Origin of the sequence: Pseudanabaena sp. PCC 7367 (genome assembly GCF_000317065.1) — a bacterium.
GTDB lineage: Bacteria > Cyanobacteriota > Cyanobacteriia > Pseudanabaenales > Pseudanabaenaceae > Thalassoporum > Thalassoporum mexicanum.
This window is the reverse complement of record NC_019701.1, coordinates 1555055-1578204: the sequence shown is the minus strand read 5'-3', so window position 1 is coordinate 1578204 and position 23150 is coordinate 1555055. Positions and strand designations below refer to the sequence as shown.

The window sequence follows — 23150 nt, the reverse complement described above, 5'->3', positions numbered from 1 at the left end:
TAGATCAGATATTCCCAAAATCCATAATATAACAATTGGATTTTAAAGGGATACAGCGAATGTACTGATCGATTGCCCTTATCCGCAATGATTAAATATTTATATTTATCAACATCGGCCTTTGATAATTTTAATAATTAACAGATGCAGAGCTAAAAAACTGGATGTGGCCACGTTGCCATGGAGCGTGAATCCATACGTGAATCCATAAAAGATCAGCGATCGCGGCTGAGATTAGGCTAGGCTGGTCGATCCACAAACTTCTTGCCTAAATGTTTATGTAATACCGAATCCTGTTGAATAACCTCATTTAAAATGTTTGTAATCGTTACGACCATTACGTTGCACATGTAAGCGATCCAAAGGATTTGATATAACCGCTGAGAGCATAACGGTCTGGTTACAGGATTGAAACTTTTGCAAGCGTGCTAACAAACCAATATTGCTGAAATCATTTAAGCAAAAACAACTCCAGGCAACAATCTTGGCGATCGCAACATCTGGAGCTGTTTTATTTTCCTCAGCTATGGTTTGGTTCTTGAAACCGATTTGCCAATTTGTTTCTTGCCAAATATTGATATTTAGTAAGATTGATCAAAATCAGCTCACAACAACCAATCTATGATTCATTAACTAACCTATGTGGGTGCCTATGTAGGTGTATTTTGGGGGAATAGGCCAGTTTGAATTTGCAGAGCCAGATCGCGGCCATCGCGCTTCACCTTTAGTTGTAGGCTTTCACCCACGCTGCGACGTTCTACTGCTTGTTGCACTTGGCTAGCCGATTCAAGGGTTTCCCCATCGATATCAACAATTACATCACCAGCCCGCACACCAGCGCGATCGGCAGGGGAATTTGGGACTACGCGGGTGATCAAAATCCCTTGTTCTTCGGATACCTGGATGCCCATGTTGGGATCGCGGTTGATTTCCTGCTTTACATTGGGCGTAAGGGTAATCATTTGAATCCCCAGATATGCCCGCTGCACACTACCGGTGGTAATGAGCTGATCGGCAATCCGCTGCGCAGTTTCGATCGGGATTGCAAAGCCCAAGCCCTGTGCACCCTGAATAATGGCCGTATTGACACCAACCACCTCACCATTTTGATTGAGCAGGGGGCCACCGGAATTTCCCGGATTGATCGCCGCGTCGGTTTGAATGAAGTCTACGCGCTTATCTACGCCAATTTGATCGCTGCTCCGCCCCAGGGCACTAATAATCCCGGCTGTAACTGTATTGTCAAGGCCAAGGGGGTTGCCAATGGCGATCGCCCATTCTCCGGGTTGCAAAGTTTCAGAGCTGCCAATGCTAACAACGGGCAGGTTCGGAGCATCAACTTTAACTACAGCAATATCGGTTAATTCATCGGTTCCCAATACCTTACCTTCCAGCCGTCTGCCATCCTTGAGCACCACGGTCACCCGATCGGCTCCATTGACCACATGGGCATTGGTAATAATATCGCCACTGCGATTGATGATAAACCCAGAACCAGTACCGCGTTCAGTGCGTTCTCTGGGCATCCGGCGCGGGATTTCTTCGCCAAAGAAGTCACGGAAAAAGGGATCGTTAAATACATCCGGCATTTGTTCCGATTCAACCGTACGCGAGGCATTGATCCGCACCACCGCTGGCCCAGTGAGATTGACCGCATCAGCAATAAAGTTATTATTTGCACTGATCGGCGGCAACACAGCCTGGATTTGTTGATTGTTGTCGTTGATTGAAACAGGTGTAGCATTGGCAATCTGGGGATAGGTTGCCACATAGGGCTGCTCTGGCTTCAGCATTGAGCCAACTGAGCCATATACCCAAGCACCAAGACCAGCACCGATCGCCAATAGTACGATCGGGCCAGCCAAACGTTTCAAAACGGGTTTCTTACGTGAGTCTTTCATAAGCGTTAGCTTTGCTGAGGATAAACTTTAGATCTTAATTCTACTGAAAATCTCCACCAGCACCAGTATCATATGGTTCGGTTTCTACGATCGACCCTAGACTGGAATCAAGTTCGCCTCAATCATGCTAGGCCTCAAAAACTTGATTCTGTTTAGCTATCGATCAAATCAATCAATCAATCAATCAATCAATCTAACAAGCAGTATTTCTGAACCTGTAATCATCCTTGGCCAAAGGCTCAAGACCGACGCAGGAGTCCTTAGCCCAAAAATCTTACTTCACCTGTCCCTGCCCACCAAGCCAATCAACCATCAAGGATGAATTAGAACTTACCAGGTAGCAAGCTGATGCCCGTTACCTTGAACCAATTACATCGCAATCTTAGTAAAGCTTGTAATCACTTTAATCCGGCTTGACCTGCCTGTAATCACGATTAACTATCTCAATTAACTATCTGGAGCCATAGCAGATAAATTGACCGCGATCGATCCTAATTAATAACTAGATTATATAGCTAGCCTATTAATAGCTTACTAGTTTTCAGCGCTGATTGATTTGGGCAAAGGCACGATCGGTTCTTCCATGGCAATGATCAAGGATTCATCGACCACTTGCTTATCTTTAATCACACCTTCCAGATTTTCATTAAGCTGATTGCCAGCAAAATTGAGTTGCGACGAAGGCGAGTTGAGCGTAATCAACGAACCAACTGCACCCATTAATACTGCGGCAGTGGCGATGCTACCCCAAACGATGCCCCGTCGTCGTGACTTGCGTTCTAGCTTGTCCATGAACCGATCGATTGTTCGCTCAGTTTGGGCGATCGATTGGGTGGGGCTGGGCATATTCACAAACAGTTGCCCCAACCGAAGCTGTTGTTGATATAACTTACGGAAAGCATCGTCTTCCGCCAGCCAGCGTTCTACCAAGCGCTGTTCATCTGGCGAAACTTCATTGTCAATGTATGCGCTAAGCAGTTCAAAGCGTTTTTCAGGACTCATCGCTTTTACTTTAGAATTCTTTTGATTATTTCTATTGTGACTATTCTGACTATTTTTATTGCTCATCACGGACTCACCCCTTTTTTCTAGCTACCGGGTGCTATAAATTTCACATTCCGGAAATATAGGGCTGCAGTTGGGCTTGCAGCTTGGCTCTAGCCCTGGCGATGCGTGACTTTACCGTCCCAAGCGATACACCAGTGATTTCGGCGATCTCTTCGTAGGAAAGTCCTTGGATTTCGCGTAACACGATCGTGGATCTAAAGCCTTCTGGCAAATCGGCGATCGCTTTATGTAATTGTTCGTAAAATTCACGGGTGGAGAGATTCTCGACTGGCCCAGGATCATCACTGGGTAATTCCCACTCCATTTCATCACCACTGCCAGTTCTAACCGGCGCATCGATCGAAATCGATCGACCTACCCGCTTCCGTTTACGCAACTCGTCGTAAAACAGATTAGTGGTAATGCGGCTCAACCAACTGCGGAATTTTTCTGGTTCTTGTAACCGCTTGACATTCCGATATACGCGCAACCAAACTTCTTGAGCCAGGTCGGCACGATCTTGCCAATCGGGGGCAAGTTTGTATAAAACCTGATCAACAAAGGGCTGATATCTGCGCATTAACTCGGCAAAAGCGGATTTGTCAGGGGACATTCCCTGCTTACACAAGCAAACCAGGTCTAAATTAGAGAGCTTTTCACCTGACACGGGGATGGAGGAGGAATACTGAACCTCTGCTTTTGCTGACCAAGACAAACTGTAGCTCATCACCTAGATCCAACTTAACTGTTACTCTAGGTTGAATGACGCTGGATTATTGATTGTGTTCCCAAATGGTAAATCTTGCTAATTGCTAATTTGCAATTCAAGATCATTAGTTGAAATCACATAGATTTGCATTGTACACGCTAATATCTACCTGAGATACATACATTGCGATCTTAAATAATATTTGCAGAATATTTGTAGTTACGTTTGGATAGAAAAAGCATCGTGAAAAAGTTCGATAAGTCCCAATGGGTGGCGATCCTAACCGGTATTTTGGCAGTTTTGCTAGGGGTTGGTTATTTGGTTCTGGTGCAATTATTAGATTGGCGCGGTGAGATGATTCCGGCTCCTGTAGATCTTGGCATGTTATTAAGTTAATTATTAAGTTAATGGGCACAGTAGTAGAGCGGTGGTGGCGGCATAGCCAGATATTTCATGGGCTGCAATGGTTCAGCAATTGGCGCAAGGGCGCATATATATTGAGTGCTAATTTAACTGGGTTAGCAGCGTTAGTGTTATTTCTGCTACTGCCAATTTTGTCTAATACCCAGATTGGCATTTTTTTAGTGGCGATCGCCCTGTTCTGGTTCCTGATCTGGCTGGGGGATGCGACTAACCCAAGTTTTTCCAATTGGACAGCGATCCATTTGCCGATGGGATGTTATTGGCTGATTGCCAGTTTAGCGACGATCCTTTCTCCGGCAAGGTCACAGGCGATCGATGGTTGGATTAAATTAACGCTCTATTTTGTGGCTTTTTTGGCTTTTAATCGCATATTGCGGGTAAAGCGCTATGGTTGGCGATCGATTTTGGTGGGCGGCTATTTAATCACTTGCCTATATGTATGCGTTTATGGCTTGCGGCAATATATTTTTGGGATTGAAGCCCTGGCCACCTGGGTGGATACTGAATCGGAATTGGCCGATGCCACCCGGATTTATAGCTTTTTGGGCAACCCTAATTTAATGGCAAGTTATTTGCTACCAGCCATCCCGCTAGCAACAATCGGATTTTTACATTGGCGGCGCTGGGGGGTGAAGTTATTGGCGGCAATCATTGCCCTGGTTAGCTTGCTGTGTATTTTTCTTACCCTCAGTCGTGGGGCGATGCTGGGGCTGGCGGCAGGTTTATTAGTGTTAGCGATCGGCCTGGTTTACTGGTGGAGCGATCGCTTACCCAGGTGGTCTATGCCTGCCCTGGTCGGTAGCATGGCCGGATTGTTTGTACTGGCCGCCACTGCGATCCCCACGGTCAGGATTCGCCTGCAAAGCATTTTGGCCGGACGTGAAGACAGTAGCAATGATTTCCGGCTGCAGGTGATGACTTCTGTGCTGAAGATGGTGCGGGATTATCCGATCCTGGGGATTGGCCCTGGCAACCAAGCTTTTAATAAGATCTATCCGTTTTATCAACGACCTGGCTATAGTGCCCTGGGTGCTTATTCTGTGCCATTGGAAATTACGGTGGAGACTGGCATTATTGGGTTAGTTTGCTATGGCTGGTTGTTTTTAAGTGTGGTTTGGCTGGGTTGGCGATCGCTCAACTACCTACGTCCCCAAGCGGTCAGCGATCGAGTGGGTGCGGCTCTTTCTTCTAGCAGTCCTGATGATGCTAATTTACCAACAAGCGCTAAGACAGCCTCTACAGGCGATCCCGCTGATATCTGGGCAGCCGAGGATCTAGAATTAGAACAAGATCAAGCGATCGCTACAAATCAAGATTACATTGCTACACCCGATCATCGATCCCAGCAACCTGATCAACAAAACTACCGCAATGGCATCTGGTTAGTAGCAGCCTTGAGTGCGATCGCCAGTCTTTTTGTCCATGCCCTCGTAGATACGGTCTGGTATCGCCCCCAGGTTCAACTGGTCTGGTGGTTGTTGATCGCGTTGATCACTAGCTTTACACCACTGCTTACGCGAACCCAGGCAAAATCATAAGAAATCATAAGTAAGTGCAAGTTGATTAGTAATTAAGAAATTTGTGCAATGTGGCAGCCAGGGGGTAAGGGTTAAACTATACTCTAGAAGCCTCCAGAAGCCGAAGCCGGAAACATTATGCCCAACCGTTTGATCCATTCCCAAAGCCTATACCTACGCAAACATGCCGACAACCCGATCGATTGGTGGTCTTGGTCAGAGGAAGCCCTGGAAGCAGCGCGATCGCAGGATAAGCCAATATTTTTATCGATCGGTTATTCTAGTTGCCATTGGTGCACGGTAATGGAAACCGAGGCCTTTTCCGACCCGATGATCGCCGATTATATGAACGCCAACTTCATTGCGATCAAAGTCGATCGAGAAGAACGCCCCGACCTCGATAGCATCTATATGCAAGCGGTACAGATCATGGGCAAAAATGGCGGTTGGCCCTTAAATTTGTTTCTGACCCCAGATGATTTAGTGCCGTTTTATGGCGATACCTATTTCCCGATCGAGCCCCGCTACGGTAGGCCAGGTTTTTTAAAGGTATTGCAATCGCTGCATCAGGTCTACCGCGAAAAACGCGACGAGATCCGTACCTATAATCAAGAAATTGTTAACAACCTGAGTGCGATCGCCAAACTGGAATCAACCGAGGCGATCGATGCAGATATTTTAATTAATGGCATCAACAAATGTGCTGAGGTAGTGGTCAATCGCGGCATGGGCACCTGCTTCCCGATGATTCCCTACGCCAATTTGGTCTTGCAGGCAGGGCGATTTCAAAGTTCACAGTTTAATTCCGAATTTGAACAAAACGAAATCCGGCTCAAAGCTACTCAACGCGGCTTGGATTTATCCCTGGGCGGCATTTTTGATCACATTGCTGGCGGGTGGCATCGCTATACGGTCGATCCCACCTGGACTGTGCCCCACTTCGAGAAAATGCTCTATGACAATGGCCTGATTATGGAATACATGGCCAATCTGTGGGCTTCGGGTTTTCAGGAACCAGCGATCGAAAGGGCGATCGCCCAAACCGTCACCTGGCTACAACGGGAGATGCGCACCGTAGAGGGTTATTTCTATGCTTCCCAGGATGCCGACAGCGAGGGCAAAGAGGGGAAATTCTGGGTCTGGAGCTATGGCGAACTAAAACGAATGCTGACGGAGGCGGAATTACGCCAGCTAGCGGAGAATTTTACAATCACGCCGGATGGTAACTTCGAAGAGCAAAATGTACTACAGCGATTGCAACCAGGGCCACTGTCTAATCAGGTAGAATCCAGCCTTAGTAAGCTATTTCAAAAGCGCTATGGGGAATATTCTCAACCCACTGATGCTTTCCCGCCTGCCCGCAACCAGGAAGACATCCGCCGGATCGCCTGGCCTGGGCGCGTGCCACCCGTAACCGATACCAAGATGGTAGTGGCCTGGAATGCCTTAATGATTTCCGGTTTGGCCAGGGTTTATCAGGTGTTTGGCTGGGAAAATTCCAAGCAACTGGCGCAGGACGGAGTGGATTTTATGCTCCAGAACCAATGGTTTAACGATCGCTTCTATCGGGTTAGTTATGATGGCAATCCATCTGTATTTGCCCAGGCCGAGGATTATGCATTGTTGATCAAGGCGCTGCTGGATATGCATCAGGCTGTGCCGGTGGCGGCTAAATATTACCTCCAAGAGGCGATCCGCTTGCAAACCGAGTTCGATCGCTGGTTGTGGGATGAACAGGCGGGTGGTTATTTTAATACTGCTTCCGATGCCAGTGAGCATTTGCTGGTGCGTGAAAAAAGCTATCAGGACAATGCAACTCCGGCGGCCAATGGGATTGCGATCGCCAATCTGGTGCGGCTTAGTTTGCTGACCGATGATTTAACTTACCTGGATAAAGCCGAAGCAGCCCTCAAGGCGTTTGGTGGGGCGATGCAGGATCGGCCGATCGCTTGCCCTAGTTTGATCGCTGCCCTGGATTGGTTCCAGAATCAAACCCTGGTCAGAGTCAGCGAGGACAATTATCAATGGTTGAGCAAGGAATATCACCCGACGACGGTGTTTAGGCTAGAGGAAATGCCCAACCTGGAAACGGTGGGTCTGGTCTGCGAAGGGCTGAAGTGCCTACCGGCAGCAACTGATCTAGAGCAATTAAAAGAGCAATTGGCCAGGGCATCATCTCGCCAAGTTTGAGCTTAAAAATTTTCCAACTGTTGAGTTAAATTAGTTAGCAACTTAACCCCAAATTGTGATCGCACCGTGACTAATTCCCCCGACAGCCAATCGCCTGAACCTAATGCTGAAACTTTGCCAAGTCAGATGAACGAAATTCAAGCCCTGATCGAGCAGTCAGCCTATGCACAGGTGATTGGGCATTGTCAAAAGCTGATTGAGGCAGATCCCACTGAAAAGTTGCCCTACTGGTATTTAGGACTGGCTCTGTTGCTGGTGGGGCAAGAGATGGAAGCGCAAATGGTCTGGTTGGAGGCGATCGACACCGATGATTCAGAGCAACTGGAGCAATGGTCGGAACAATTATGGCAAGTGCTAGCCCAAGAGGCCGATCGCCGTACTGAGCTGGTTCAAACTGGTTTAGAACAATTAGCCCAATTAAATCAGAATCCGGCTAGCCAGGCAGATTCAAGCCAACCATCACCAGTTGATAGTGATGCCACTAATGCACCCGATCCTGCTGCCCTCCAACAGGAACAGCAAATTACCTGGGCAATCCGCCAACATATGCGCGAATTAGCCCCCAACGTGGTTAATAATTTGCTGCAGATTTTACAACTTTCGATCGACCTGGGGCTGTTTACAGGCGAGGAACCCAGTGAATTGGGCTTGATTGAGTTACTGGAACAACCAGAGTCGATTATTCAGCCCGTCGATCCTCAGCTTTTGCAACAAACTCTACACCGGTTATTAAAAATAGCGCCCGTTCATCCCCATACCCTGGCTTTTACGTCAGCGGTTTTGAGCTTTAGTGAAGAACGTGACAAGCTCGCCGACATGATTATCCGGCAGGCAGTTTTGATTGCCCATACCGATCGCCAACCGCAACAGGCCGCCCTCTTAGCTGAATTATGTTTGCAAGTGCCAAACTCCAAAGCAGAGGCACTGCGTCACTTGGCTTCGTTTTATTTGTCTGGTTATGAATACGATCGCAGCATTGAGGCGGCTGAAGCCTACTATGCCATGCAAACCGATCTGGCCGAAAAAGCGATGGGAAATCATTTGGCGCTCCAGGCACGGATGAAGGCAGGTGGTTACTGGCAAGAAGCTCTGAAACTGGCCGATCGGCAAACCCAATTATTAGAGAAGTTAGTTACAGAATATCCCACCAATCTCGATCGCATATCAGCGATCCGGTTATTTAGTGCCAACTTTTTCCCGCCCTACCTGCATGATCAACCGGAAGCCAATCGCCAGATCAGCAATCGCCTCGCCGCCCTCTGTCAGGCCAATGTGAGGAATTATGCCAGTGATCTGGCCACCAAATTTGAGCAGGGGCACACTGAACGAGCCAAACGAATCGGCAAGGGCGATCGTCCACCCCAAAGAAGGCTCAAAATCGGTTATTTATCCCATCATTTCTTCAGCCATTCGGTCGGTTGGCTGTCGCGCTGGTTGTTTGCCGAACACGATCGTGAAAACTTTGAAATCTTCACCTACTTTATTCTGTACAAATCCCACTATGATGTGGTGCAGGATTTTATTGAACAGAGCAGTGAACATGTGCGCAAGCTGGATGCCAATAGCAGAAAGATTGCTGAGCAGATCTATGCCGATGATATTGATATCCTGATCGACCTCGATAGCATTACGCTGGATGTGACCTGCGAGATTATGGCACTCAAACCAGCACCCATTCAGGCTACCTGGCTGGGGATGGATGCTTCGGGGATGCCGGCGATCGATTATTTTATTGCTGATCCCTATATTTTGCCTGCCGAGGCCGATCGCTATTACCACGAAAAAATCTGGCGTTTGCCGCGTACTTTCCTGGCGATCGAGGGATTTGGCATGGCTGTGCCGACAATTCACCGCCGCGATCTTAATATTCCAGCGGCATCTGTGGTTTATTTAAGTTCGCAAATTGGCTATAAGCGCCACCCCGACCATGCCCGATCGCAAATGCAGATTATTAAGGCCGTACCGAATAGTTATTTTTTAATCAAAGGCTTTGCCGACCAGAACACGGTGCAGAAATTCTTTTATGAGCTGGCTGATCAAGAAGGCGTTGAGCGCGATCGATTGATTTTTCTGGCCAATACTTCATTAGAAATTGAACACCGTGCCAACCTGGCGATCGCTGATGTGGTATTAGATACATTCCCCTACAATGGCGCGACCACCACAATGGAAACGCTCTGGGCAGGGGTGCCGATCGTCACCAGGGTTGGTCAGCAATTCGCCGCCCGCAATAGTTATTCCATGCTGGTCAATGCGGGAATAGAAGCGGGGATTGCCTGGAGTGACCAAGAATATATCGATTGGGGTATTCGCCTCGGTAGCGATCGGCAATTGCACCAGAAAGCCTATAGCCAATTACAAAAGGGTAAAAATTCTGCGCCCCTGTGGAACACCCATCAATTTGTCCAAGACTTGGAGCAGGCCTATCTGGGGATGTGGGCAGAGCATTGCGGTGGTGACTAAATATTTCATCCCATAGAATTTGATGCTTAACTTGCGATTGTGAAAACTATTTTGCAAAAGTACAACCAAGCATAATCAACATGGTCAATTACTAGAGAAAGTTAGTATATTCACCACTGACATGATCTTTGATCTCCGCCATGATCGGCAGTCCTCCTAGTTTTTGCTCCTGTAGATTAGGGAACTGACGCAACACTTCAATAATTTGATTGGCAAAGTTATAGTTTGGATCGCTGCCATAATGCTTGGTCAAATAGGCCAATAGCTCCAGGGTATAGTCATAAAATTGCATCACATCACTAACACAGGCCAACTTGAAAATTGCTTCAGGCGTTTTTTGTGCATCGGGAACCTCTGGGCTGAGCAGATCGCGGATGTAGAAAGCATCCCCCCATAGCACCTGACCAGGATGGCTGTTGGACATAATCGGCGACAATCGCCGCGATCGCCGCGCCGCAGCGATACTATACATCGTGAAACCATGCTGGCGCAGAAACGTATCAACATCGCCAAACAAGGGCTGCTGTTGGTAAATGGGCGCAAACTCTACTTCAATTTGAATCCCCATTACGGTGCTAAGAATTTTTTCGCCACCGATCAACACGTCTAAATCCGCTCCCTGCACATCAACTTGCAAAAAGTCGATCGCATCGATTGATTCTGATTCGCAAAAGTTATCCAGCGTAGTTACACTCACCTCTTCGGTATCCACCAGGGTGACCATTTCTGGTAAGCCGGCAAAGCGATCGATTAGATCGGCATTGGGCGGATAGAGCGAGCTGCATTCTGGATCACTAGTAAGATAGAGCTTTTGTTTCGCTTTCTCTTTTCCCAACGCCAGGGGCATATGCACTTCCATCCAATTGACATCCCGCGCTTCGATGTCGGCATTGGCGATCGCACAGGCTTCCGGATCGGCATCAAACCCAATGATAGTTAAGTTTGGCGCAAACACCCCCCACCCCTTCGTGGCATAATCATGCTTAGCTGAGTCTGAATGTTTACGCGAACCAACGTTACTAATGGTCATATAAACGCGATCGAGGTGGCCACTAGTTTTTAGAAGGGGCATAAACAGCGACATATTTGGCTTCTCCGGTGCTGGGCGTAATTATTATATAGCAGCAGCGATTGTCACTTTAGATTGGGGAAAATGCCGATCGCCAAACAGCGCCAGACTTGGTAATCTTAAGGGCAACTTGAGGTATGGATTGGTGAAGGAGTGTGTTGCTGGTGAGAATGAGGCGATCGTGGCGGCTATTGATGGCATTTATATTGAGCGTACTATTCAGCTCCGGACTAGGTCTGGTTTTTAGTTTAGGGATTAGTACAGCTTTTTGGACTGCTCCGGTTCAGTCCCAATCACCGAGTAATTATTGCCGGAACGATCGCAGTGCGATTGTGGAAAAAGCGCAACTATTACAGGCGGCGCTCAAGGGTGATAATGGGGCTCAGGATAAATATCAGCGCATGATCAAAGCTGATGCCACCAACCTATCGGCCTGTCGGCAGCGCAATTGGCCAAAAACTCAGGCGGTGTGGCTACGGGTCTATCCCTGTGATCTGGCAGCGGGACAACTAGAGCAAATCCTCGATAATATTGTCAATTTTGGCTATAACCGCGTTTATCTCAACACTTTCTATGATGGCCGGGTATTGTTGCCCAAAAACGACAACCCCACCGTATGGCCCTCGGTTGTGGGCGATCGCGCCGCTAGTGCGGATCTGCTAGCTGAGACAATCCAAAAAGCCCATCAACGTGGTTTGACTGTCCATGCCTGGTTATTCACGATGAATTTTGGGCCTAGTTATGCGGGTCGGGTCGATCGCCAATTGGAACTAGCCCGCAATGGCTATGGTGAAAGTAATATTCAAGATCCAGCCGGATTGCCAGGGGAAGCGGGGGTTAGTCATGTGTTTGTCGATCCCTATAGCTTGCAGGCCAGAGCCGATCTGCGCAATTTAGTTGCGGCGGTGGCCAAACGCCGCCCTGATGGGATCGCCTTTGACTATGTTCGCTACCCGCACCGGACTGATGGCAAGATCGCCGACGTGCGGAACATGATGATCTATGGCAGTTCCTCAGTTAAGACCCTATTGAGTCGGGCTAATACCAAGCAGGGGCAGGACATTATTTATCAATATTTACAAGATGGCCGGATCAGTGGTCAAGTTAAACAAGTTTCTTCGCTGTGGGATCTGTGGCGGTTCCCTCCCAATAGCAGCAGTTCGGCTGGCGATGTGAATGGGCAATTATGGCAGTTGGCGATCGCCCATGCCCGTCATGGCGTAGTGGAGTTTTTGAATGATGTGATCCAACCGGCGAAGCAGATGAATATCTCTACCAGTGCGGTGTTTTTCCCGAAGGCAAATTTAAGCTATGGCAACGCGGTGGATGCCAGGTTGCAACCCTGGGATAGGTTTACTAGCGTTTCGGAGTGGGTGCCGATGAGTTATTCAACTTGCGGGAATGCGAGTTGTATTAATAATGAGATCGCTATGGTGACGAGGCGATCGGGTGGGCGCAAGGTCTGTCCGGTGATCGCGGGTTACTGGAGCCAGGATCAGGGCAAGCGGATTTCGTTGGAAAAACAAATGGCTGGGATTCGCAGGCAGCATCCGGACATTGATTGTCTTAGCCATTTTGCCTATTCATGGTTTGATATGGCTGGCGATCGGCAACGGCGGGCTTGCAAGTTATAGGGTTATTAATTGATCAGGTATATACAACATAACTAGATACACCTACAAGAATATGCCACTGCCTTCATAGAGATTACATTCCAGACCCAATCACTACCTGGTTTTTCGATTCCATAGTTTTCCATACAATCATCAAATGGAGCAAGCCTGGAAGGATCGATCGCACACTTTTGCAGCATATACACCTCACAACAATTGCCGAGAAAAAACACTTAAGCTAAACGAATAATAGTACAATATTCAATATTTTTGAACTAGATCGCAATTAAATTTCATATCCCGCTCGACACCAGCGATCGCCTCAACCACCCTCCACCAATGGTTGATAGACTAATATCTATGCAATTGATGAAGATTCCTTATACATAAATTAGCAAATCTCTATCAAAAGTCAGGTAATTCCCAGGCATAAAATAGGAACTATGTCTACATTGACTTTGAGCATACCTGGCTGGCAATTGATGGCTTGAGAGTGGCATTTGTGTCTCGATCGACACATAATCCAAAAATTCATCAATGTAAAACTTGAGTTAAGATAAGTAAACTGTCGGCAATAGGAGAGGCTTATTATGATAAGTCAAGCTCATGCACTTGCAAAAATCGGCTTATCAGTAGAGTTAAAGCAAATTTTTACCAGTGTGGAAGCGCATAGCTGTCCAAATATATATAATTTTCACCTTCACTCCATCAACTCAGATGGCAAAATGCAGGTCGAAGATATTGTGAATCAGGCGATCGAACTGGGCATGTCCCATTTAGCGATCACCGATCACCATACCGTTGCTGGTTATCGTATTGCTAAGCAATTGCTAGATGCCAAGCAAAGCGATCGCCCCGATCAGGTGTTACCCAAACTGTGGGTGGGGGTGGAAATCAACGCCAGCCTTATGTTCACCGAGGTGCATATTTTGGCCTATGGCTTTGACCCAGACCACGCCGCAATGCAGGTTTATTTGCAAGGTAAAACCACAGCGGGGATCGATTACCAGGCAATTAACGTAATTAACGCCATTCATCAGGCCGGTGGTCTGGCAGTTCTGGCACATCCAGTTCGCTATCGCCGATCGGCAGAAGATTTAATTCCCGTTGCTGCCAATCTGGGCATCGATGGCGTAGAGACATACTATAGCTACGATAATTGCTTCCCCTGGCGACCCAGCCCAGTGCAAACCGAGAATGTACGTCGGCTTGGCGATCGCTATGGCCTGCTCCATACCTGCGGCACGGACTCCCACGGACTCAAAATTACCAAACGAATTTAGGCTAAGCTGCATACCTGCGGCTAGTAACTAGCATTCACCAATTTTCATTACTTTCAATTAGGGGGGAGTAATCAAAAACGGTGGATGTATTAGTCTCAATCGCTCAATCGATCGGTAATCAAATTAGCTCTAACTAAAAACTAAACAGGTACACCGACCATTTCTTCCACTGCCTTAACAATCTGATCCGGCTGCACGATCGTCAGGTTTTCGAGGGTGCTGTTATAGGGAGTCGGCACATCCAATGAGGCCAATCGCACGATCGGGGCATCCAATTCATCAAAGAAATTATCATTAATAGAAGCCACGATCTCCGCGCCGATCCCACCAAAGCGAGTATCTTCTTCGACAATGATTAAGCGGTGGGTCTTCTTGAGCGAAGCGGAAATTGCTTCCATATCCAGCGGTTTGAGCGAAATTAAATCAATTACCTCTGGGTCATAGCCATTGGGCACTAATTTTTCCAGCGCCTTCAGCACGTGGTAACGCATCCGCGAGTAGGTGAGAATCGTAACGTCTTTGCCGGGGCGCACAATTTCAGCTTTGTCGATCGGCAATATATATTCTTCGTCGGGCAAATCTTGCTTGAGGTTATAGAGCAACACATGCTCAAAGAACAGCACCGGATTATCATCGCGGATCGCGGCTTTTAATAAGCCCTTGGCATTGTAGGGAGTGGAACATGCCACCATCTTGATCCCTGGCACGGCTTGGAAATAGGACTCCAGACGTTGGGAATGCTCTGCGCCAAGATTCCGGCCAACCCCGCCGGGGCCGCGCACCACCAATGGAATTTTAAAATTACCACCGGAGGTATAGCGCAACATACCGGCGTTATTAGAAATCTGGTTGAAGGCCAGGAGCAAAAAGCCCATATTCATACCTTCCACGATCGGCCGTAGCCCAGTCATAGCCGAGCCGATCGCCATGCCCATAAAGCTATTTTCACAAATGGGGGTATCGAGCAAGCGCAGCTCGCCATACTTCTGATAAAGATCCTTTGTAACCTTATATGAACCGCCATAAAGACCCACATCCTCACCCATCACATAGACGGCTGGATCGCGTGCCATTTCTTCATCTAGGGCTTCACGAAGGGCATTAAAAAAGGTTACCTCTGCCATATAATCTCTACTTAATTTTAAGTCTGAATTGTTTAAGTCTGATTAGTTAATATTCGGTTTAGTTAATATTCGGTCAGGCATAGCCAACCACTCAATCTCGCGTAGCTGTTAAGCGATCGATAATCTATACATACATTCACTATCTACACCATACAATCTAAACAATCTAAACATTCGCGTTTGCCCAGCGAGCAGGGTACAAGATGTGATGGCAAAAATAGGGTGGCTATTGATGGGATTAAATGCAATTATTTATTCAACATTAGCAAACCCTTTCGATCGCCCTAAGACGGCTAAGACTGCATAGCGCAATAACTTGAACAGATCAAATTACGACTGCGTGCAAATTATAACGCTTATTGTTACCAAAGGTTAAGCAAATTTAACTGGGCTCCCAAATTTACGATCGCCATAGCACCACTTTTCCCGCCGCAGGGTCATTGTCCACACCAAGAAAAATAGATACTTAAAAGATGCTTAAAAGATACTTAAATTAAGTTAAAGAAAGGCTAACCAGTAATTACAGCTACAGCTATCCCTTGCTAGCGCAATACAATTAAAGTAGTACCCTTGATTGCTTTTAGTTGCTTTTAATTAATTAGTATTAATTTAATCCGTCCCAAACTGGGCTAAATCTAAATTGCCATGCGCGCGCGAATCATAGTCTGTGGATTGGACTCAACTGGATATAAAATTCTTTGCCTGTTGCGTCAGCAAGGGGTGCCCGCACTTGGTATTCACGATCGCCCTATTCCTGGTGAAGATACAGGCGTGGTGGTAGGCGATCAACGCTCAGCTTCGGTGTTGGTGCAAGCGGGAATTCGGGAGGCGCAAACCCTGGTGGTGGCCAGTGCCGATGAGGCCAAAAATTTAGCGACTCTGATGCAAGCTAGGGTGCTGAATCCGCGGATCAGAATTGTCAATCGCCTATTTAATACCAGCCTGGGCGATCGCCTCGATCAAACCCTACCCGACCATGTCACCATGAGTGTGGCAGCTTTGGCAGCACCAGTATTTGCATTTGCAGCACTAGGCTCCCAGGCGATCGGTCAGTTGCGGTTATTTAATCAAACCTGGCCAATTAACGAAGAATACATCAGCGATCGCCATCCTTGGCGGGGGCGCAAACTTAGCGACCTGTGGGATAGTCGATCGCGGATGATGATTTACTATTTGCCGATCGGTGACCAAATCGATCTGGTTTCAGCGGTGTTGACTGGTAAAAAATTGGAAGTGGGCGATCGGCTCCTAATTGGCTCCAAACCAAATGTGCGTACCTCCTCCCATAAAAGTTGGCTGCAAAAGATTGTGACCATTGTCACGAAAGTTCGCTACTTCCACCGCTACAGTCGATCGGTGTTGCTGGTAGCGCTGGCTCTAATTGCCACGATTTTTGCTACCACGATCGTATATGCGGGCTTGCAGTTCAACGTTTCGCCGATCGATGCGCTCTATTTTTCTATGGGCATGATCACTGGAGCGGGTGGTCAAGAGGAAGTAGTTGAAAATTCCCCCGACAGCATTAAGCTATTTACCTCGCTGATGATGTTGGTGGGGGCGGCAGTGATTGGCATTTGGTATGCACTGCTGAATGATTTTATTTTGGGTACCAGGTTTCGGCAGCTTTGGAGTGCGGCCAGTGTTCCCCAGGCAGGACACTACATTGTTTGCGGTCTGGGCGGAGTGGGCGTGCAGATCGCCACCCAACTACATAGCTATGGCCACGAGGTGGTAATTATTGAGCGAGATGCCAACAATCGCTTCCTAAATGCGATTAAGTCGCTCAAAATCCCGATCATTTTTGGGGACGCGGGCTTATCAACAACGCTCAAAGCAGCGAATGTAGAGAATGCCGAAGCGTTGCTGAGTGTGACTAGCACTGATTCTGCCAACTTAGAAGTGGCGCTCAATGCCAAGGGGATCGCACCGCGTATTCCAGTGGTGGTGCGTTATGAAGATGCCCATTTTGCCCAGATGGCTAAGCAAATTTTTGACTTCAAGTCTGTGCTCAGCCCTTCTGAGATCGTGGCACCAGCATTTGCAGCCGCCGCCCTGGGGGGCAGAATTCTGGGTAATGGCATTACCGCCGATAGTCTATGGATTTGTTTAGCTACCAAAATCACACCAGAGCATCCTTTTTGTGGCAAACTAGCCCGTGAGGTGGCTATGAATGCGGATTTTGTGCCGCTTTATATTGAAACTGCTTCCCAGACGATCCACGGCTGGAATTTGCTCGATGCCACGCTCGATCCCGGCGATCTGCTCTATTTGACTATTCCCGGCTCCCACCTCGAACAAATCTGGCGGGTTACGACGATGCCGGATTCAAGTTATGCCACCACGATCAGGGCAAAGTAGCTAAATAAAAGTAGTTGCAATCAAAAAAATATGGGGAATGACAAACCTGGTTTATAGATATCAATCATGCTTTAATGCCGTAGAGAGAGAATGGCATTAAATTTTGACCAAATAGGCTGGAACGATCGCTACAATCTGGTTTAAGATTTGTTAATCGCAAAGCACGATCTGGACTGCGGGAGGACTCAGACCAAATTGTCTACAGAAGATATAGATTTACCGACAGAAGTTCTAATTGGCAATTCCACCACGCCACTGGGGAAAATTTATTTGGATTGGAAACCCCAACCGGGTAACTATCTGGAAATCGATGGTCAAGCCTATACAGTGCTGGAACGTCGCCACAACTATCAGTTTCGGCGCGGTCGCTATCGCCTTAGCAAGATTGTAATTAGCGTCCAAACAGCCCAAAAAGATCCAGAGCGTACTTATCTAGAAGGGCGGTGGATAATTGGTGATGCTAGCTGTATTTATAATGCCAAGTCGGAGGTTTTGCGCTGTGCCGTAAATCCGGCTGGGCCTTGCCAGGGATGTAGTTTGCGGGAAGTAGCGCCAGAGATCGAAGCGGAAAATTGATCGGGGCGATCGCTCGAATTCAATTCTAAGCATTGTTACGGACTGCAAAGATCCAGCGAACTCACGTTGAATTAAGTTAAAGGCTCAGGATCGGGCGGGGTGTGCAAACAGGCCGATCGCGCCGCATTCCGAAAAGTTTGAATTTCTTCGACCGTATTCACGCTGCCGCATTGAGGACAATAAACCCGATCGCCAGGTTTGGGTTCAATGTCAGCGCGACTCCACCAGTTATCACAGCGATCGCAGCGGAAATGGTATAGAAATTCTAACGATACTTTCACTACTGCTCTCAACCTCCCTGGCTTTAGGTGAGTTCATGCAAGCTTGGCTCGAAATTTAACTAGTGGCAGACTGGCTGGTTGGCTTGGTTTGGCTAGCCTGGGCATAGGCATCATAGACCGCCTGGACACTATACCAATTCAGGAAAATGCGGGCGATCTCCAGCGCTAATTGGGGGCGATTGCGATCGATCAGAAACTGCAAAATTGGTTTTAGCGATCGCTCATTAAGTGCCCCACCAAACGATAGCAAACCCCACAGCGCCTTATGCAGCCAGGTCATTTGAATGATCATGCGCACATCCCAGGTAGGATGCTTTTGATAAAAAATTGCCCCCATCCGACCGCGTTGCTTTTCCACATCAATTAATTTGGGTACTTCGTCCATTGTAAAGGGTGGATGCCAGTGATAGCCAAGGGCTTTGGGGCATTTAATAATCTTAAACCCCATATTCTTGAGCCGCACCCCCAGCTCTAGATCTTCCCAGCCATATTGTTTGAAGTCAGGATCAAAGCCGCCTGCCTCGATAAACCAATGCTTGGCGATCGCCGTATTGCCAGTAGCGAAGTAGGCATTAGACACATCCGTCAGCGTAAACGGCTCGGAGGTGGGGTCATCAAAGTTGGAGGTGTTCACAATGCGGCCATAGGTAAAGGCTTTATCCTGTCCTTCTAGTGCCCTGGCATGAGCGGTTAGCGACCCTGGCATCGACACCAGATCGCTGTCAATAAACAAGATAATTTCGCCAGTGGCAACTTCTACCCCGGTGTTACGGGCGATCGAGGCTCCCTGATGATCCCGCTGAAATAATTTAACGTGGGGAAACTCATTGGTATGGGTTTGCAAAAATTCCACCGTGCCGTCAGTAGAACCATCATCGATCACAATCACTTCATACTCTTGCTCAAAGTCTTGATTTTCCAAAGACCTCAAACACTTAGTTAAGATTGGTAGACGATTGTAGGTGGGGATCACGACCGACCACTTTTCTTTGTTCATAGGTTGCTATGCCGCTATGCTGTGAATGCTGGAATAAGTAAGATGATTAGCGCAATTACAGCGCAATTATTAAGAATACAACTCCAGTAGAATCCTAGCAAATTGGTTCTAATTGGTGTAGGTGGGTTTTCACCTCCAAATAAATAACTCAGCTAGTCAAACCTTCTTTGCTAAAATGCATTGTAAGCAAAGGTAACAATTTAACCGCGATCGCTCACCTGGCTGTAAATCAGCATTATTGCTTTATTCTAGGCACGTAACGATCGAGGTGAATTAAGAAAATAGCCGATCGTAATTATCGCTATGATCGCTGTGATCAATTATGTTGATCGATTAAATGATCCGCAGCTTCAGTACGTTCAGTACGTCTAAGACATCTCACGCTTATCTGATTGCAACCTAGACTACTTTTAGACTTTAGACAATTGCCTACCTAGACAACCCTATGATTGATCTGATTAACAACCTCCCCTATGGGCTAGCTCTGATTGCCTACGCTGTAATTGGTGGCACTTATCTACTAGTGGTTCCAACCATGCTGATGTTTTACTTCAAAGCCCGCTGGTATAAAACTAGCAGTATGGAGAGAGCCTTCATTTGTTTTTTGGTCTTTTTCTTCTTCCCTGGTCTGTTGCTGCTCTCGCCTTTCCTCAACTTTCGGCCTCAGCCCCGCAAGATCTAGAGGCTTGCATTTGTTGATAATTCCAATCAGCATCCTCACCAATCCATCTCAATCAAAATTCATCTCAATCCATAAGCAATATTAATGCGTCGAATTGATGCGATCGCCATCACCCTAGCTTTCTTCGCCCTTGGTGGCGTGGCCTACTTTGGTTTGAAAATGGCTGGCATTGAGGCCAATTCAGCCGGAGTCTGGAGCCAGTTAGTGCTGGTGGTGGGTTTGCTGGCATGGCTATCGACCTATTTATTGCGGGTGGTCACGGGCAATATGACCCTCGATCAACAATTAGATGACTATAAAAAAGCAGTATTGCAAAAAAAATTGGCGGAGATGTCACCGGAAGAAATCGCCAAGCTTCAGGCCGAGATCGCTGCCGAAGAATTAGCCGAGGAATTAGCGGCAAGCGAACAGCAACAGGCTGCCAAATCCGACCCAGATGCAGACCAATGACGACGCGATCGCCATATCCCCTGTTTCAACGCAAAACCCTGAAAAATCGCATTGCTACGTTTGGTTTCCCTGCCGATCTGACCAGACGAGCCAGCAAGATCGTGAAATGGCTCAAGTATATTAACGACGGCAAGCAACCGGACGAAGCCAGTGATGCCGAGTTTTTGCATGACCTGTTTGTGGAAGTGTTGGGCTATCGATCGCCCTTTGGTGAAGATTCACGCGGGTGGGAGTTTGAATTTCAGCCGAGCCCGGCGCTAGGATTCTTTTTTGAAGATGGACTCCAGGTGGTGGCGGAAATTTTTATTCATGGCATCGATCGGGAAATTCAGCCCCAACATGCGGCGAGTGAATGGTTGATTGCGATCGATTATAAATGTTTACGGCTTTATCACAAATCCAAGCCAAAATTGTTCTACCAGCAGTTTAGCCTGGGAAAGTTGATCGTTGATGCTGACTATCTGCGCCAGTTTTATTTTATTCTGTGCCGCCGTACCCTGTTGCCAGGGCTACCCAATAGCCAGGAGCGATCGCGGATTTTGCAGCTATTAGAAGAATCGCAAAATGCGGAAATGGTGATCGCGCGGGATTTCTATAGCTATTTTCATAAAGTTCGCCTGAATCTGGTCAAAGACTTTCGATATCGCTTGCAGCAAATTGCCACTGAGCAATCTGAACAATCTGAGCAGACTGGGCAAACTGATCCCAAGGTTAATCATTTCAATCAAGATGCCGTAGATGCTTCAGAAGCTTTAGATCATGCCGATCGCACTGATACCAGCCCAAGCCAGCAGCGCCAGGATCAAACTCAAAAGCAATTAACCCACCAACAGCGCCACCAAAAAGCCAGCCACGAGCCCAACCAAAACACCGATCGCCATCCCCATGACCAGGCCGAACATGGCCACGATCGAGCAGCCCACCAACGCCGCCACCAGCAGACCGACCCACAGGCCAACCCAGATTTTTATCATAGTCCTAACGCTAATCCCAGTGATGCTCCTAACCAAAGCCCACCTGCTAAGCAACTGCGGGCGCTTGCCTTGGGTAGAGATAATGCGCCACTAATTGCGTCCCCCAGTAACAAAGCTAGTACCGGAGCTAGCCCAACGCAAAGCACGCCTACATCTATTGCTGAGCCTGAAACAAGCCCAAGCTATCTTCCCAGTGATATATCTCCTGCTCAGTTAACTAATTTGGCGATCACCCAGGTGCAAAAACTCCTCGATCGAATTATGTTTATTGCCGCTGGCGAAGATCGGCAGATGTTGCCAACCAATTTACTGAAGGATGCCTATGAATTTGAGAATCCCTATCGGCCTCAACCCGCCTGGGATAACTACAAGGCGATCTTTAATTGGGTCTATGGTGGCATCTCGCGTCTGAATTGGTCGATCCCAGCCTATGGCAGTAGCTTGTTTCAGTTTGATCCCTTGCTTGACCGCGATTTGTTTGTGGGTGAAGAGTTTTGCCGCCAATTAAAAGAACTAACCCGCTTTGATTTTGGCGAAGATATTTCTAGCACCGCGATCGCCTATATCTTAGAAGAAACCCTGCGCGATTTGCTGCTCTTGCGGCAGGAGGCGGAAACGGGGGAAGCCCCAAAACGCCGTAAGCTGGCTTTCCCGCCCCGATCGCTGTTGCGGGCAGAATATATCCCGGTCAAACTCACCAAACAAATCAATGCCAGGATTGCTGAGCTTTTGGCAGAAGATCAAAAGATAGAAGCAGGCGATCGCCATGAGCCAGCCCTAGAGGGGGATTATGCTCCTAAGGGGGATTCAGTCAGTGATGCTAGTGATAGTGCTAGTAATATTCAAAATGGAGAGAAAACAGTTCCGGCTGAAGAGATTGCTAATCCCAAGCTTCAATCTTCTCAAGTTTTACCACCAGCGGCGATCGAACCAACTCCAGCTAATTCCCCATCCGCAGATCTGAGCCCTCCTCGTCCTCATAATCTAGATAATCCAGCCCCAAATATTGCCGCCACTACACCGGAAACCAGGCTAAGGTTCTGGCAATTGTACCAACAAGCCCTCTCAGAACTACGCATCGTTGATCCTAAATGTGGCTCTGGCGTAGAACTAGCGGTTGCCTTTGATTTCTTACTCGCCCAGTTCATTGCTGCTGCCCAAGAAATACAAAAATTAGAACCAGTAAATATATCAACCAACGCTTCAGAATCAGCCCGCCGCCCCACTCAGGCAAAAATTAATCTGGGTGCGATCGCGGCACAAATCCTCCAGCACAACATCTATGGCTGCGATCCTAATCCCGATGCAGTAGCAACTACAAAATTCCATCTCTGGTTGCGATCGGCTCCCCTTTGTAATTCCCTCTTGCCCTTGGCGCAAAATATCCGTGCTGGCGATCTTCGCAGTTCGGGCTTAGCTGCTGACCTGGAATCTGAGAGTTGGCAGGGTAATTTAATTATGCTCTCAGCTTAAGTAATCAATTTAAGTCATCA

The 23150-nt window shown here is 47.6% G+C and carries 19 protein-coding genes; 11 read left to right on the top strand and 8 right to left on the bottom strand.

Translation table 11 applies throughout. The features are described 5' to 3' along the window. Positions 1–650 precede the first annotated feature (650 nt). The 3 genes from PSE7367_RS06150 to PSE7367_RS06135 all read right to left on the bottom strand — a co-directional run bounded on the left by PSE7367_RS06150 (position 651) and on the right by PSE7367_RS06135 (position 3675). The gene (locus tag PSE7367_RS06150; RefSeq protein ID WP_015164510.1) at positions 651–1901 is read right to left on the bottom strand and encodes an HhoA/HhoB/HtrA family serine endopeptidase; all 1251 of its coding nucleotides are present in this window, start codon (positions 1899–1901) and stop codon (positions 651–653) included. Positions 1902–2435: 534 nt separating this feature from the next. After that, positions 2436–2903, bottom strand: a complete 468-nt coding sequence (locus PSE7367_RS20235; RefSeq protein WP_051037881.1) for an anti-sigma factor family protein — start codon at positions 2901–2903, stop codon at positions 2436–2438. Between the two features lie 109 nt (positions 2904–3012). Continuing rightward, a complete protein-coding gene (locus PSE7367_RS06135; protein WP_015164508.1) occupies positions 3013–3675 on the bottom strand; it encodes a sigma-70 family RNA polymerase sigma factor in 663 nt (220 codons plus the stop codon). A 225-nt stretch (positions 3676–3900) separates the two neighbouring features. Between PSE7367_RS06135 and PSE7367_RS22375 the strand changes: the two genes are divergently transcribed. The 4 genes from PSE7367_RS22375 (at position 3901) to PSE7367_RS06120 (ending at position 10250) form a co-directional block, all read left to right on the top strand. Further along, positions 3901–4053 carry a hypothetical protein gene (locus PSE7367_RS22375; RefSeq protein WP_198013445.1) on the top strand — a complete coding sequence of 51 codons (153 nt, stop codon included), beginning with the start codon at positions 3901–3903 and terminating at the stop codon, positions 4051–4053. An 11-nt stretch (positions 4054–4064) separates the two neighbouring features. Continuing rightward, complete coding sequence (locus tag PSE7367_RS06130; protein WP_015164507.1) at positions 4065–5618, top strand: IctB family putative bicarbonate transporter; 1554 nt, start codon at positions 4065–4067, stop codon at positions 5616–5618. Positions 5619–5735: 117 nt separating this feature from the next. After that, positions 5736–7787: a thioredoxin domain-containing protein gene (locus PSE7367_RS06125; protein ID WP_015164506.1), complete on the top strand. Its 2052-nt coding sequence runs from the start codon at positions 5736–5738 to the stop codon at positions 7785–7787. Between the two features lie 66 nt (positions 7788–7853). Further along, entirely contained in the window at positions 7854–10250 is a 2397-nt protein-coding gene (locus PSE7367_RS06120; protein WP_015164505.1) for an O-linked N-acetylglucosamine transferase, SPINDLY family protein, read from the top strand. Between the two features lie 91 nt (positions 10251–10341). Here the strand turns inward: PSE7367_RS06120 and PSE7367_RS06115 are convergent, their stop codons facing one another. Both PSE7367_RS06115 and PSE7367_RS22370 read right to left on the bottom strand, forming a co-directional pair. After that, complete coding sequence (locus tag PSE7367_RS06115; protein ID WP_015164504.1) at positions 10342–11334, bottom strand: FkbM family methyltransferase; 993 nt, start codon at positions 11332–11334, stop codon at positions 10342–10344. Positions 11335–11364: 30 nt separating this feature from the next. Then, positions 11365–11520, bottom strand: a complete 156-nt coding sequence (locus PSE7367_RS22370) for a hypothetical protein (protein ID WP_198013528.1) — start codon at positions 11518–11520, stop codon at positions 11365–11367. A gap of 5 nt (positions 11521–11525) precedes the next feature. On the opposite strand from PSE7367_RS22370, the gene PSE7367_RS06110 reads away from it, so the two are divergent. Together PSE7367_RS06110 and PSE7367_RS06105 are read left to right on the top strand one after the other, a co-directional pair. Further along, positions 11526–12953: a family 10 glycosylhydrolase gene (locus tag PSE7367_RS06110; protein WP_225882692.1), complete on the top strand. Its 1428-nt coding sequence runs from the start codon at positions 11526–11528 to the stop codon at positions 12951–12953. 569 nt (positions 12954–13522) lie between these two features. Beyond that, positions 13523–14215: a PHP domain-containing protein gene (locus PSE7367_RS06105; RefSeq protein WP_015164501.1), complete on the top strand. Its 693-nt coding sequence runs from the start codon at positions 13523–13525 to the stop codon at positions 14213–14215. A 140-nt stretch (positions 14216–14355) separates the two neighbouring features. On the opposite strand, the gene PSE7367_RS06100 is transcribed toward PSE7367_RS06105, so the two are convergent. After that, positions 14356–15339, bottom strand: coding sequence for a pyruvate dehydrogenase complex E1 component subunit beta (locus PSE7367_RS06100; protein WP_015164500.1), 984 nt, complete (start codon positions 15337–15339; stop codon positions 14356–14358). Positions 15340–15984: 645 nt separating this feature from the next. On the opposite strand from PSE7367_RS06100, the gene PSE7367_RS06095 reads away from it, so the two are divergent. Continuing rightward, on the top strand, positions 15985–17697 hold the full coding sequence (locus PSE7367_RS06095) for a potassium channel family protein (RefSeq protein WP_015164499.1): 1713 nt from the start codon (positions 15985–15987) through the stop codon (positions 17695–17697). Positions 17698–17892: 195 nt separating this feature from the next. Continuing rightward, complete coding sequence (locus PSE7367_RS06090; RefSeq protein ID WP_015164498.1) at positions 17893–18273, top strand: DUF6464 family protein; 381 nt, start codon at positions 17893–17895, stop codon at positions 18271–18273. Positions 18274–18344: 71 nt separating this feature from the next. Here PSE7367_RS06090 and PSE7367_RS06085 read toward each other — a convergent pair whose 3' ends face one another. Both PSE7367_RS06085 and PSE7367_RS06080 read right to left on the bottom strand, forming a co-directional pair. Then, positions 18345–18554 (bottom strand): hypothetical protein, encoded by a 210-nt coding sequence (locus PSE7367_RS06085; RefSeq protein WP_015164497.1) that lies wholly within the window; start codon positions 18552–18554, stop codon positions 18345–18347. A gap of 55 nt (positions 18555–18609) precedes the next feature. Continuing rightward, positions 18610–19551, bottom strand: coding sequence for a glycosyltransferase family 2 protein (locus PSE7367_RS06080; RefSeq protein ID WP_015164496.1), 942 nt, complete (start codon positions 19549–19551; stop codon positions 18610–18612). A gap of 445 nt (positions 19552–19996) precedes the next feature. Here PSE7367_RS06080 and ndhL point away from each other — a divergent pair, with 445 nt between their 5' ends. The 3 genes from ndhL (at position 19997) to PSE7367_RS06065 (ending at position 23130) form a co-directional block, all read left to right on the top strand. After that, positions 19997–20233 carry an NAD(P)H-quinone oxidoreductase subunit L gene (gene ndhL / locus PSE7367_RS21065; RefSeq protein ID WP_015164495.1) on the top strand — a complete coding sequence of 79 codons (237 nt, stop codon included), beginning with the start codon at positions 19997–19999 and terminating at the stop codon, positions 20231–20233. 84 nt (positions 20234–20317) lie between these two features. Further along, positions 20318–20683, top strand: coding sequence for a DUF3007 family protein (locus PSE7367_RS06070; RefSeq protein WP_015164494.1), 366 nt, complete (start codon positions 20318–20320; stop codon positions 20681–20683). After that, positions 20680–23130: a hypothetical protein gene (locus PSE7367_RS06065; RefSeq protein ID WP_015164493.1), complete on the top strand. Its 2451-nt coding sequence runs from the start codon at positions 20680–20682 to the stop codon at positions 23128–23130. Before PSE7367_RS06070 ends, PSE7367_RS06065 begins: the two co-directional genes overlap by 4 nt. Positions 23131–23150 lie beyond the last annotated feature (20 nt).